The organism is Streptomyces sp. NPDC059853 (assembly GCF_042731495.1).
GTDB lineage: Bacteria > Actinomycetota > Actinomycetes > Streptomycetales > Streptomycetaceae > Streptomyces.
The window spans coordinates 24,337-36,481 of record NZ_JBHWJL010000018.1; the positions used below are offsets into that span (position 1 = coordinate 24,337).

At 75.3% G+C, this 12,145-nt stretch carries 11 protein-coding genes and 1 pseudogene; 6 read left to right on the forward strand and 6 right to left on the reverse strand.

Features of this window, described 5'->3' with window-relative positions:
- Window positions 1-15 precede the first annotated feature (15 nt).
- A complete protein-coding gene (yaaA, locus tag ACFV5N_RS03720; protein ID WP_385593579.1) occupies window positions 16-792 on the forward strand; it encodes a peroxide stress protein YaaA in 777 nt (258 codons plus the stop codon).
- Window positions 793-798: 6 nt separating this feature from the next.
- Here the strand turns inward: yaaA and ACFV5N_RS03725 are convergent, their stop codons facing one another.
- The 3 genes from ACFV5N_RS03725 to ACFV5N_RS03735 are packed head-to-tail and all read right to left on the reverse strand — an operon-like array spanning window position 799 to window position 3,616.
- A complete protein-coding gene (locus tag ACFV5N_RS03725) occupies window positions 799-2,010 on the reverse strand; it encodes a bifunctional RNase H/acid phosphatase (RefSeq protein WP_385593582.1) in 1,212 nt (403 codons plus the stop codon).
- Window positions 2,007-2,750: a zinc ribbon domain-containing protein gene (locus ACFV5N_RS03730; protein WP_385593604.1), complete on the reverse strand. Its 744-nt coding sequence runs from the start codon at window positions 2,748-2,750 to the stop codon at window positions 2,007-2,009. Before ACFV5N_RS03730 ends, ACFV5N_RS03725 begins: the two co-directional genes overlap by 4 nt.
- Window positions 2,747-3,616 (reverse strand): Nif3-like dinuclear metal center hexameric protein, encoded by an 870-nt coding sequence (locus tag ACFV5N_RS03735; RefSeq protein ID WP_385593585.1) that lies wholly within the window; start codon window positions 3,614-3,616, stop codon window positions 2,747-2,749. Before ACFV5N_RS03735 ends, ACFV5N_RS03730 begins: the two co-directional genes overlap by 4 nt.
- A 181-nt stretch (window positions 3,617-3,797) precedes the next feature.
- Here ACFV5N_RS03735 and ACFV5N_RS03740 point away from each other — a divergent pair, with 181 nt between their 5' ends.
- The 3 genes from ACFV5N_RS03740 to ACFV5N_RS03750 all read left to right on the forward strand — a co-directional run bounded on the left by ACFV5N_RS03740 (window position 3,798) and on the right by ACFV5N_RS03750 (window position 6,783).
- Window positions 3,798-4,970 carry a hypothetical protein gene (locus tag ACFV5N_RS03740; RefSeq protein WP_385593587.1) on the forward strand — a complete coding sequence of 391 codons (1,173 nt, stop codon included), beginning with the start codon at window positions 3,798-3,800 and terminating at the stop codon, window positions 4,968-4,970.
- A 188-nt stretch (window positions 4,971-5,158) separates the two neighbouring features.
- The gene (locus tag ACFV5N_RS03745; RefSeq protein WP_385593607.1) at window positions 5,159-5,767 is read left to right on the forward strand and encodes a class I SAM-dependent methyltransferase; all 609 of its coding nucleotides are present in this window, start codon (window positions 5,159-5,161) and stop codon (window positions 5,765-5,767) included.
- 185 nt (window positions 5,768-5,952) lie between these two features.
- Complete coding sequence (locus ACFV5N_RS03750; protein ID WP_385593590.1) at window positions 5,953-6,783, forward strand: hypothetical protein; 831 nt, start codon at window positions 5,953-5,955, stop codon at window positions 6,781-6,783.
- Between the two features lie 173 nt (window positions 6,784-6,956).
- Here the strand turns inward: ACFV5N_RS03750 and ACFV5N_RS03755 are convergent, their stop codons facing one another.
- From ACFV5N_RS03755 to ACFV5N_RS03765, 3 genes are all read right to left on the reverse strand, one after another.
- On the reverse strand, window positions 6,957-8,057 hold the full coding sequence (locus ACFV5N_RS03755; RefSeq protein WP_385593593.1) for a prenyltransferase: 1,101 nt from the start codon (window positions 8,055-8,057) through the stop codon (window positions 6,957-6,959).
- Complete coding sequence (locus ACFV5N_RS03760) at window positions 8,054-8,788, reverse strand: class I SAM-dependent methyltransferase (protein WP_385593596.1); 735 nt, start codon at window positions 8,786-8,788, stop codon at window positions 8,054-8,056. Before ACFV5N_RS03760 ends, ACFV5N_RS03755 begins: the two co-directional genes overlap by 4 nt.
- A 178-nt stretch (window positions 8,789-8,966) precedes the next feature.
- Window positions 8,967-10,271, reverse strand: a complete 1,305-nt coding sequence (locus ACFV5N_RS03765; RefSeq protein ID WP_385593599.1) for a glycosyltransferase family 4 protein — start codon at window positions 10,269-10,271, stop codon at window positions 8,967-8,969.
- A 204-nt stretch (window positions 10,272-10,475) separates the two neighbouring features.
- Between ACFV5N_RS03765 and ACFV5N_RS03770 the strand changes: the two genes are divergently transcribed.
- Together ACFV5N_RS03770 and ACFV5N_RS03775 are read left to right on the forward strand one after the other, a co-directional pair.
- Complete coding sequence (locus tag ACFV5N_RS03770; protein WP_385593601.1) at window positions 10,476-11,930, forward strand: prenyltransferase/squalene oxidase repeat-containing protein; 1,455 nt, start codon at window positions 10,476-10,478, stop codon at window positions 11,928-11,930.
- A gap of 1 nt (window position 11,931) precedes the next feature.
- A pseudogene (locus tag ACFV5N_RS03775) lies at window positions 11,932-12,145 on the forward strand (hypothetical protein); the annotation flags it as partial.

Sequence of the window (12,145 nt, forward strand, 5' to 3'; positions counted from 1 at the left end):
GAAGAGGAGAGCCCCGTGCTCGTACTGCTGCCACCGTCCGAGGGCAAGGCCGCCGGGCCCGGGGAGGGCGCCCCGGTGCGGCTGGAGACGCTGTCGCTGCCCGGGCTGACGGCAGCCCGCGAGACGGTGCTGGCGGAGCTGACCGACCTGTGCGCCGGTGACCCCGACAAGGCCCGCGAGGTGCTGGGCCTCGGCGTCCGGCTGGCGGGCGAGGTCAACAGGAACGCCGCCCTGCGCACCGCGCCCGCCGCCCCGGCCGGCGCGGTGTACACCGGCGTGCTGTACGACGCGCTCGGCCTCGGCACCCTGGATCCGGACGCCCGGCGCCGGGCGGAGGCGTCGCTGCTGATCTTCTCCGGGCTGTGGGGCGCGCTGCGCGTCACCGACCGGGTGCCCGCCTACCGCTGCTCCGCCGGTGTCAGGCTGCCCGCGCTCGGCGGTCTCGCCGCGTACTGGCGCCGCCCGCTCGCCGCCGTCCTGCCCGCCGAGGCGGCGGCGGACGGCGGGCCGCTGCTGGATCTGCGTTCGGCCGCCTACCGCGCCCTGTGGAAGCCCACCGGCGCACTCGCGGAGCGCACCGTGACGGTACGGGTGCTGCACGGCCCGTCCCGTACCGTCGTCAGCCACTTCAACAAGGCCACCAAGGGCCGTCTGGTACGCGACCTGCTCACCGTGGGCGACCTGCCCGCCACCCTCCCCGGGCTGGCCGGGGCGCTGCGCGACCTCGGCTACACGGTGGAGCGGCCGGGCGGGGACGACCGGCAGCTCGACATCGTGGTCGATCAGGTCTGAGCGGGCTCACCGCCAGGCCGGGGCCCCCGAGTACGGGCCGGCCGCGCCGTCCGCCGCGGCGGCGCGCAGATGGCCGGTGTCGTTGAACAGCCGTACCGAGGCGTTGCCGTCGTTGTAGTACGTCACCACGGACAGCGCGGCCGGGGACAGTTCCATGCGGAACATGGCCTCGGTCGGCGCCGCCAGGGCCAGCCGCAGCAGCGACTTGATCGGCGTGACGTGCGAGACGAGCAGCACCGTCTTCCCCGCGTATCGGGCGATGATCTTGTCCCGGGCCACCGCGGCCCGCCGCGCCACGGCGGTGAAGCTCTCGCCGCCGCCGGTGGGCTGGGCCTGCGCCGAGGACATCCACTGCGTCAGGTCCCGCGGGTACCGCTCCCGCACCTCGGCGAAGGTCAGCCCTTCCCACTGCGCGAAGTCCGTCTCGCGCAGCCCCGCCTCGATGCGGACGTCCAGGCCGAGCCGGTCGGCGACGGCCTGCGCGGTCTGCCGGCAGCGGCGCAGCGGGGAGGCGACGATGGCGTCGATCCGGCGGCCGTCCGGGGCCCGTTCCAGGGCCAGGGCCGCCGCCTCGGCCTGCCGCAGCCCGGCCGGGGCCAGCTCCGGGTCGTGGTCGCCGGTGCTGCCGCTGCCGCTGAACCGCTTCTCGCGGGTCAGGGCCGTCTCCCCGTGCCGCAGCAGGACGAAGGTGGTGCCGCCGGTCTGCTCGCCCCAGCCGACCACCGGGGCGGTGGTGGGCTCGGGGCCGGTGCGCGCGGAGGGTTCGGCGTCCAGGGCGCGGGAGTGTTCGGGCTGCCAGGTGCGGCCCTTGGCCGCCGCGTCCATCGCCTCGTTCGCCAGCCGGTCGGCGTGCTTGTTGCGCTCGCGCGGCATCCACTCGTAGCGCACGGCGCCGGCCGGGAAGATGTCGCGTGCGGTCATGGCCAGCGGGCGCATGTCGGGGTGCTTGATCTTCCAGCGGCCCGACATCTGCTCCACGACCAGCTTGGAGTCCATCCGCACCAGCACGGTGGCGTCCGGGTCGAGGGCGTGGGCGGCGCGCAGTCCGGCGATGAGGCCCTGGTACTCGGCGACGTTGTTGGTGGCCGTCCCGATCGACTCGGCGGTCTCGGCGAGGACCTCGCCGCTGGCCGCGTCCCGTACCACCGCCCCGTAGCCGGCCGGCCCCGGGTTGCCCCGGGAGCCGCCGTCGGCCTCGACGACGAACCGGCGGCTCACAGGCCGGACTCGGGCGTACGGACCAGGATGCGGCGGCAGTTCTCGCACCGCACGACCTCGTCGGCCGCGGCGGCCCGCACCTCGTTCACCTCGGTGATGTTCAGTTCGAGCCGGCAGCCCTCGCAGCGGCGCTGGTAGAGCCGGGCCGCGCCGACGCCGCCCTGCTGCTCGCGCAGCTTGTCGTACAGCTTCAGCAGATCGGCGGGGACGTCGGCCGCGAGCTGCTCGCGCTGCTTGCGGATGCCCTCCTCCTCGGTGCCGATCTCGGCCAGCGCGGCGTCGCGGCGTCCGGTGAGTTCCGCTTCCCTGGTCTCCAGGGCGGTGACGGAGGCGGCGAGTTCGGCGGCGCGGGCCTCGGCGGCCTCCTGCCGTTCCATGACTTCGAGGACGACGGTCTCCAGGTCGTCCTGGCGGCGGGCGAGGGAGGCGATCTCGCTCTGCAGGTTGGAGAGGTCCTTGGGGTTGGTGACCAGGCCGGAGTCGAGCCGTTCCTGGTCGCGGGCGGCGCGCTTGCGCACCTGGTCCACGTCGGCCTCGGCCTTGGCCTGCTCGCGCGCGGTGTCGCTGCTCTCGGTGCGGGCGGCCACCAGCAGGGAGCGCACCTGGGTGAGTTCGCCCTCCAGGGCGCGGATCTCCGCGTGCTCGGGCAGGTTCTTGCGCTGGTGGGCGAGCTGCGTCAGCCGGACGTCCAGGGCCTGGACGTCCAGCAGCCGGATCTGATCGACGGGCGAGGCTTTCAGTTGGGGGCTCCCGGGGTGGTGTCGGTGGTGACGGACGGTGCCTGCACGGTCCAGGGGTCGGTGACGCGGCGCGAGACGTGCGTGCTCAGCTCCCAGCCGTGCTGCCGCGCGGCCGCGTCGAGTTGGGCGGCGGCCTGCTCGCACCAGGGCCACTCGGTGGCCCAGTGCGCGGCGTCCGCGAGGGTCAGCCCGGTGTGTTCGCGCGCTTCGGAGGCCGGGTGGTGCCGCAGGTCGGCGGTGAGGTAGGCGTCGACGCCGGCGGCCCGGGCGGCGCCGAACAGGCTGTCGCCGCTGCCGCCGCACACCGCGACGGTGCGGATCGGGCCCTGGGGCGCGGCCGGGTCGGCGGCGAGGCGGATGCCCTGCGCGGTGGCGGGCAGCCGCTGGGCGGCGTGGCGGGCGAACGCCTCGGGGTCGAGCGGCGGGTCCAGGACGCAGATCCGGCCGAGCCCGCGCCGCCCGGCCGGGTCGGTGGGGTCGGGGACGAGCGGCCCGGTGACCCGCAGTCCGAGGGCGGCGGCGAGCGCGTCGGAGACCCCGGGGTCGGCGCGGTCGGCGTTGGTGTGGGCGACGAACAGGGCCACGTCGTGCCTGATCAGCTCGTGCACCACCCGGCCCTTGAAGGTGTCGGCGGCCACGGTGGTGGTGCCGCGCAGATACAGCGGGTGGTGGGTGATCAGCAGCTGGGCGCCGGTGTCGATCGCCTCCTCGGCGATCTCGCGCACCGGGTCGACGGCGAACAGCACCCGGCTCACGGGCGCCTGCGGATCGCCGCAGACCAGGCCCGTGGCGTCCCAGTCCTCGGCGAGTGCGGGCGGCCACAGGGCGTCGAGCGCGGCGATGACATCGGAGAGTACGGGCGGCACGCGCTCAGGCTACCCGGCCCCGCGCCCGCCCGGTTTCGGGTGTGCTCCGGCCTCTTGCACACCCGGGGCCGGGTTGATCTTGGAATCCCCACTGCGTCACCCTTATGCGTGAAGCGGAGCACGGCGGGTTGTTCGGTCGGCGCGCGAAATCTACCGTCCTGGCCTGGAGGTGAGCGATTTCATGTTGTCGATCGCGGCGGACGGTTCGTACGCCGCCCGGCTGGTACGGGCTCCCGGCACGGCCGGGGACGCCTGGTACGCGGAGCGCTGGACCCTGGACGGACCCGAACCGTACGCCGTACCCCTGCCTGCGGGCCAGCCGGAGGAACCGGGCAGTCCGGTGCAGCCGCTCGCGGACGGCCGGGTGCTGATCGCCCGGTACGCGGACGGCCACTACCACCTGGCGCTGCTCTACCCCTCGGGTCCCGAGACCGGCGAACTGCCCCTGGGCGCCCTGGAGTCGCCGGTACCGCTGCGGCTGCTGCCGCCGGCCCCCGACGGGGCGCGGGTGTACGCGCTGGTGCCGGACGGGTCGGCCGGTGAGACGGCGCTGTGGCTGGTGTGCGGCGGGGCGTTCGGCCCGGAGCTGGTGGCCCGGGTGCCGGGTCACTGCGCGGGCGGCGCCTGGCTGGACGCGGGCGGGCGGCTGCTGGCGCTGGACCGCACCGACCCGGCCACCGGGCACACCAGGACGGTGACGGTGGACGTGGAGGCGGGCGGCCCGCCGAGTGAACTGCTGCGGATCACCGAGCACAGCAACGACCGGCTGCTGATGGCGGATCCGGACAGCGGACTGCTGCTGGTGGTGTCGGACGCCCCGGGCGAGGACCGGCTGGGGTGGGGGGTGCTGGGCAGCCGGCTGCCGGTGCGGTTCCCGGAGGCGCTGCATCCGGACGGGGTGACGATAAGGCCGTTCGCGGTGCAGCCGGGGCAGATGCTCACCCCGGAGGCGTGCGCGGTGGCGCTGTGGCTGTCCGCGCCCGAGGTCGGCGCGGGATGGGTCGCGGTGTGGCGGGCGCAGCAGCGCGAGGTGCAGCCGATAGCGGCACCGGAGGGCTGGCTGGCCGGGGTCGGGCGGTGGACGGCGGGCGGTGAGCTGCTGCTGCCGTACACGACCGAGGAGTTGCCGTGGGGGCTGGCGCGGGTGGCCGTGCCGGTGCCCGAGCCGCAGCCGCTGCGGCCGACGCCGGAGGCGGCGCTGCCGTGGGACGGCACCGGTGCTGTGGGCGGTACGGCCGGGCCGGGGGCCGCGCCGGGTGCGGGGCCGCCGTACGCCCCGTCCGTCCCGCCGTCGCCGCCCGCGGTGACCAAGCCGGTTCCCCTGCACCACTCCCCGCTGGCCCGTACCGACTGACCGGGGCGGCCGCCCCGTGCCCCGTTCCCGCCCGGCCCCCGAGCCCGACCCCGGGGGGCGGCTGTCGGCGCGATAGGGCAGCATGGTGCCCCACGGAAGCTCGCGGGGGCGGGCGACGGGGACCGTAGGGGGATGATGTGGCCGACGCCACGGACATCTTTGACCACTTCGGGCGGGCCAGGGGCTTCATGCCACCGGACGAGGGCCGCGCGCTGCACGCCGCCGCGCTGGCGGCCGCCCGGGAGACCGGGCTGCCGCTGCTGGAGATCGGCAGCTACTGCGGGCGTTCCACCCTGCTGCTCGCCGACGCCGCCCGCGCGGCCGGCACGGTCGCGGTGACCGTCGACCACCACCGGGGCAGCGAGGAACAGCAGCCGGGCGAGGAGTACCACGACCCGGCGACCGCCGACCCGGCCGCGCCGGGCCGGATGGACACCCTGCCGCTCTTCCGCCGCACCCTGGCCGAGGCCGGGGTGGAGGAGCACGTCGTCGCCGTCGTGGGCGGCTCCGCCCGCGCGGCCCGCGCCCTGGGCGGGGGCGGCGGCGGGCGGTTCGGCCTGGTGTTCATCGACGGCGGGCACTCCGACGCCCAGGCGGCGGAGGACTACGCGAGCTGGGTACCGCAGCTGGCGGTGGGCGGACTGCTGGTCATCCACGACGTGTTCCCCGATCCGGCGGACGGCGGACAGGCGCCGTTCCGGATCTGGCGGCGGGCGGTGGACTCGGGGGCCTTCGCGGAGGTCTCGGAACACCGGTCGCTGCGCGTGCTGCGGCGGACCGTTCCCGACCGCCTCTGACCAGGGAGAAGGATGTTCCGGTCGGACGCTGTGGGGAAAGTCACGACAACATCACAAGCGTGCCGTCTGGGAAACAGATCAGCTCACCCCTCGGACCGGCGGCAGGGTTCATCCGTACGATGGGCCCGCCTAGTGTCTGACCAGACCATGACGACGAGACCGACAAGACCGACGAAGGATCTGACGTGAACAACCGCTCGCTCACCCGAGGCGATGCAGTAATTTTCGGAGCAGCGGTCCTGCTCTTCATCGCCTCGTTCCTCGATTACTGGACGCCCAAGGGAGGCGGCGGCAGCGGCAAGAGCGGCTGGTCGAACTTCTGGTTCCCCGTGCTGCCCTCCGTCTTCCTGGCCGGCTTCGTCGCGGCCGGGCTGATCGCGGCCGCCCGCTTCGCCCCGCAGTTCCAGGGCAAGGAGGTCGCGGGTCTCCGTCTCGACCAGTGGGGCACCGCGCTCGCCGTCTTCGCCGGCTGGTCCGCGCTCTGGGTGATCTTCGCCAACCCCGTGGGGCTCAAGGAGATGCTGGACATGGGTCCGGGCGCGATCATCTCCCTGATCGCGGGCCTGGCCATGGCCGCCGGTGCGATCCTGGGCCAGCTGGTGCCCGCGTTCAAGGCCCCGCTCATCCCGGCCGGCAGCCCGGCCGCCCCGCAGCCGGCCTACGGCCACCCGCAGCCGTACGGCGCGCAGCCCGGCCAGCCGCAGCCCGGTTACGGCTACCCCGGCCCGGGCTCCCAGCAGCAGCCCGTCTACGGTGCCCCGCAGCCCGGCGTGAGCGGCGTGGAGCAGCAGGCCGCCCCGCAGCCAGCGCCGGACCCGAACTTCCAGCCGTTCTGGTTCGCGGTGCCCGCCGCCCGCCCGCTGTACGACGAGAACGGCGCGCCGACCCCGGTCGCCGAACTGGCCCCCGGCACCTGGTACCTGGCGGTCGAGCAGCGCGGCCAGGCGCTGGTCGCCCAGACCCAGGACGGCCGCCGCGGCGTGCTCCAGGACACCTCCGGGATCCAGCGCGGCTGAGTCGGCCCGGGTGAACCGGTCTGGCGGACGCGACAGCTGAGGGCGGCGGGCCATCAACGGCCCGCCGCCCTCTGTCGTTCCCGCAGCCGGGTCCGGGCCACCCCCAGTTCCCCGCGCCGGGCCGGGGGCCGCCCGCCTTCCCTCGCTCCGGACGTCCGTTCACGCGCCGCCGCTCAGGCCGGCCCGCAGCACTCCCCGCTCTCCAGCCCGCGCGGCAGCCCGGCCCCGCCGAAGACGGCGTCCGTCGCCGGTTCGCCGGTCAGCGCGGCCACCGCGAGCAGCACCGACCCGGCTGTCCAGGCGGTCCGCTCCCGGGGCCAGATCGTCCGGTCCGCGTACACGTACCCCGTCCAGTACAGCCCGTCCGGCGCCCGCAGATGGCCGATCCAGCGCAGCACGCGGGCCGCCCGCTCGCTGTCGCCCGCCGCCCACAGGGCCAGCGCCAGTTCGGCGCTCTCGCCGCCCGTCACCCACGGGTTGGTGGACACACACCGCACCCCCAGCCCGTCCACCACGAACTCCGCCCAGCGCGCGTCCAGATGGGCCAGCGCCCCGGGCCCGCGCAGCGCCCCGGCGAGCACCGGGTAGTACCAGTCCATCGAGTAGGCGGACTTGTCGAGGAACTGCCCGGGGTGGTGACGCAGCGCGTGCCCCAGCCGCCCGGTGGCCAGTTCCCAGTCCGGCTGCGGGTCCTCGCGCTGTTCGGCCAGGGCCAGCGCGCAGCGCAGCGCCTGGTGGATGGAGGAGCAGCCGGTGAGCAGCGCCCCCTCGGCGGGGGTGCCGTCCGCGTCCCGGCGCCAGCCGATCGCGCCGCCGGGGTGCTGGAGCGCCAGGACGAACTCCACCGCCGCGTACACCACGGGCCACATCCGGTCCCGGAACTCCTCGTCCCCGGTGGCGAGATAGTGGTGCAGGACGCCGACCGCCACATAGGCGCAGAAGTTGGTCTCCTTGCCCCGGTCGGTGGGCCGGGCGGCGTCGCCGTCCGCGTACCCGGCGTACCAGGAGCCGTCCGGCAGCTGGTGGCGGGCCAGCCAGTCGTACGCGGCGGCGGCGCGCCCGTGGTCGCCCGCCGCGTCCAGGGCCATCGCGGCCTCGATGTGGTCCCAGGGGTCCAGGTGGTGCCCCCGGAACCACGGTATGGCGCCGTCGGCGCGCTGGAGCGCGGCGATGGCGGCGGCGGTACGGGCGGCCTGTTCGGCGGTGAGCACCCCGGGCAGCGCGAGCCGCCCGGTCCCCGCGCCGCGCTCGGTGTCCGGCTCCCGGCCCGTCACGCGCGCACCTGCCGGGGGCGGCGGGGCTTGGTCGCGTACACGACGAAGCTCTTGCCGATCAGCGGGTTCAGCACGTCCTCGGCGATCCGGGTCGCCATCGGCTTCTTCATGATGTCCCAGACCAGCAGCTTGTGGTACGCGCGCACCGGCAGCGCCTTGTCGTTGTCCACGCCGAAGGCGCACTTGAGCCACCAGTACGGCGAGTGCAGCGCGTGCGCCCAGTGGCTGCCGTACGGGCGCAGCCCGGCCTCGCGGATGCGGGCGAGCAGCTGGCGCGGCCGGTAGATGCGGATGTGGCCGCCCTCGACCTGGTGGTAGGCGTCGCTGAGCGCCCAGCAGACCCGCTCGGGGCCGTACCGGGGGACGGTGACGGCGATGCGTCCGCCGGGCTTGAGGACCCGGACGAGTTCGGCGAGGACGCCCCGGTCGTCGGGGATGTGCTCCATGACCTCGGAGATGATGACCGCGTCGAACGTCTCGTCGGCGAACGGCAGCGCGAACGCGTCGCCCTCGACGGCCACGGCGGCGGCGCCGGCCGGGGCCTCGCCCGCCTCGCGCATGGCGGCCAGCCAGCCGGCGACCGTACGGACCTCCTCGCCGTCGCGGTCCAGCGCGACGACGTGGGCGCCGCGCCGGTAACACTCGAAGGCGTGCCGTCCCGCGCCGCAGCCCAGATCCAGGACCCGGTCCCCGGGTGCGAGCGGAAAGCGGGTGAAGTCCACGGTCAGCACCGGGTGGCTCCTTCTGTTGTTGTTCCGTGCGGTGGTGCGTTCTGCTGCGGTGGTCGTGCTCGTGCGGTGGGTACGGTCGGTGCGGTCGGTGAGCGGTCGGTACGGTCGGTGGCCGGTCGCCCGGGGACCTCCGGCACGCCGGTGCGGAGCCGGGCCGGGGCGGGCAGTCCAGCCGGGTTCAGGAACGGGCGTCGAGCGCGGCGCGGTAGCGCTCGACCGTGCCGATGGCGGCCTGCCGCCAGGTGAAGCGGGCCAGCACCCGTTCTCTGCCGGCCGCGCCGATGCGGGCGCGCAGCGCGCCGTCGGCCAGCAGCCGGCCGAGCGCCGTGGCCAGCGCCCCCGCGTCGCCCGGCGGGACGGCCAGACAGGTCTCGCCGTCCGGGCCCGCGACCTCGGGGATGGCGCCGCCGGTGGTGGCCACCAGCGGGGTGCCGGTGGCCATGGCCTCGGCAGCGGGCAGCGAGAACCCCTCGTACAGCGAGGGGACGGCGGCGATCTCGGCGCCGCGCAGCAGGTCGCCGAGTTCGGTGTCGCTGATGCCCTTGACGAACTCCACGGCCCCCGAACCCTCTCCGAGGCCGAAGCGGTCCATGGCCTCGGCGACCGGGCCGCCGGGCTGCGGGCGGGAGCCGACCACGACGAGGTGCGCGGCGGGGTGTTCGGTGCGGACCTTGGCCAGCGCCTCGACGAGATGCACCAGGCCCTTGAGCGGCACGTCCGCGCTGGAGGTGGTGACGATCCGGCCGAGGACCACGGGGACGGCCGGGTCGGGGTGGAAGACCCGGGTGTCGGCGCCGATGGGCACGACCCGCACCCGGTCCGGGCGCACCCCGAGGTCGTCGATGATCTGCTGCCGGGAGGAGCCGGAGACGGTGAGGATGGACGGCAGCCGGCGGGCGACACGTTTCTGCATGCGCGTGAACGCGTACCAGCGGCGCAGCGACAGGCGCCGGGCCCGGGTGGGGGCGGCGGCGAGTTCGAGGCGGCGGTCCACGGTGATGGGGTGGTGGACGGTGGTGACCAGCGGCAGCCCGGTGCGTTCCGGCAGGCCGAGCAGCCCGTAGCCGAGCGTCTGGTTGTCGTGCACCACGTCGAAGTCGGCGCGGCGGGCGGCGAGTACCCGGCGGGCGCGCAGCGAGAAGGTGAGCGGTTCGGGGAAGCCGCCGGTGCGCATGGTGGCGTATTCGAGGCGGTCGACCCAGTCGCGGTACTCGTCGCGGCGCGGGGTACGGAACGGGTCGGGCTGCCGGTACAGGTCGAGGCTGGGCAGCGGGGTGAAGGTGACGCCGTCGCCGAGCGCGTCGAGCACGGGGTAGGGCTGGGCGCCCATGACCTCCACCCGGTGGCCGAGCGCGGCGAGTTCGCGGGACAGGTGCCGTACGTACACGCCCTGGCCGCCGCAGAACGGGTTGCCCTTGTAGGTGAGCAGCGCGATGTTCAGTGGGCGGTCGGTGCCGGCGACGCCGGCCTCAGCGGTGGTCACGCCCGGCCCCCTCCGTCAAGCGGCTACCCATGGGTAAGTCAGCAGGTTCCGAAAGAAGATAGCTTGCCCCGCCGGGGCGGGCGGGTGCCGGGGAAGGTGATGAACGCCACGTGGGGGCCGGTGAGTGGGGCGCGGACGGGCGGGAAAGCGGCGGAAACCGGGCGGATAGAGTGGGCCGACCGTACGCAGAAAGGCATCCCGCACATGCATCTGACGCGCCCACGCCGTGGCGCCCTGGCTCTGGCCGGCGCCGCCGCGATCGTCTTCGCCACGCCCGTGGGTGCCGTGGCGGCGCCCGGTTCGCCGGACGACGCCCTGCCGGAGGCCCTGTTCGGCGCGGCCGACCCGCAGTACGACGGGGTGTGGCGGCAGTCGATCGCGCTGCTGGCGCAGAACGCGGCGGGCTACACCCCGGCGACCGAGGCCGTCGAGTGGCTGGCGGGGCAGCAGTGCGCGGACGGCTCGTTCCAGGCGTACCGCGCCGAGCCGGAGGAGCAGGACTGCGGGGATGTGACCCTGTCCGACTCGAACGCGACGGCGGTCGCCGTGCAGGCGCTGGCCGCGCTCGGCGGGCACGACGAGGTGGTCGGCGACGCGGTGGACTGGCTGGCCGGGGTGCAGAACGCGGACGGCGGCTGGAGTTACAACCCGGGTGGTGCGAGCGACGCCAGCTCCACGGCGGTGGTGGTCGGCGCGCTGGTGGCGGCCGGTACGGACCCGGCGGAGGTCACCCGCGACGGGTCGGGCCCCTACGACGCGCTGACCGGGCTCCAGTTGGGCTGCACGGCACCGGCGGCCGAGCGCGGCGGGTTCGCGTGGCAGCCGGACCCGGAGTCGGGCGAGCTGTTCGTCAACGACGCGGCGACGGTGGACGTGGTGCTGGCGCTCCAGGGCGCGGGCCTGCTGGTGACGCCGGACGCCGCCGGGACGGACGAGGCCGACGGCGCGAACCCGGACGACGGCGCGAACCCGGACGACGGCACGGAGCAGGACGGCGGCACGGAGCAGGACCAGGGACAGGAGCAGGAGGGCGGGGAGGAGTCGGAGGTGCCGGCGGGCGCGCTGGCGTGCGACGGCGACCAGCCGGTCGGGGACGTCACCCCGCAGACCACCGGGACGGCCGGCGCGGCGTACCTCACGGCGCGGCTGGAGGCGGGCGAGCAGCCTCTGGTCACCGCGTTCCCGGGGGCCGAGGAGCAGCCGGACTTCGGCTCGACCGCCCGTGCGGTGATCGCGCTGGCGGCGGCCGGTGAGCAGGAGACGGCCGAGGCCGTCCTGGGCTGGCTGCGCGAACACCACGGCGACTGGCCGGACTACGCGGCCAACCCGGCGGCGGTGGGCACCCTGGTGCTCGCCGCGCACGCGGTCGGCGCGGCGCCGGAGGGCTTCGGCGGCACGGATCTGATCAGTGAGCTGTCGCTGCTGGGCCCGGCGCCGGAGGGCGCGGGCCCGGCCACCGAGTCGGCGTCGTCCTCGGAGGAGGGCGGTTCGGGGTCCCTGGTGTGGGTGATCCTCATCGGGCTGGCCGTCGGGATCGGCATCGGCGTCGTCCTGAGCGTGCGCCGCTCGGCGCGGCCCCGGAACGGCGAGGCGGGCCCCGGTTCCGGCGCTGACTCCGGCTCCGGCTCCGGCTCCGGTTCCGGCAAGGCGGACGCGTAACGTGCGCCGGGCGCTGGCACTGCTCGGGGCGGTCCTGCTGCTGTGCGTCCCCGCGACACAGGCGTGGGCGGCGAGTTACACGTACTGGTCGTTCTGGCAGCTGAACGCGGAGTCCGGCGCCTGGGGTTACGCGACGCAGGGCCCGGACGGCGAACAGTGGGTCGACCAGCTCGCCGGTGCGACGGTGGGTGAACTTCGGCTGGTCGGGGCGGGCG

Excerpts from the sequence above, each read along its gene's own strand:
- ACFV5N_RS03740 (WP_385593587.1), top strand. The coding sequence starts at position 3,798 with ATGTTGTCGATCGCGGCGGACGGTTCGTACGCCGCCCGGCTGGTACGG.
- ACFV5N_RS03745 (WP_385593607.1), top strand. The coding sequence starts at position 5,159 with ATGCCACCGGACGAGGGCCGCGCGCTGCACGCCGCCGCGCTGGCGGCC.
- ACFV5N_RS03770 (WP_385593601.1), top strand. The coding sequence starts at position 10,476 with ATGCATCTGACGCGCCCACGCCGTGGCGCCCTGGCTCTGGCCGGCGCC.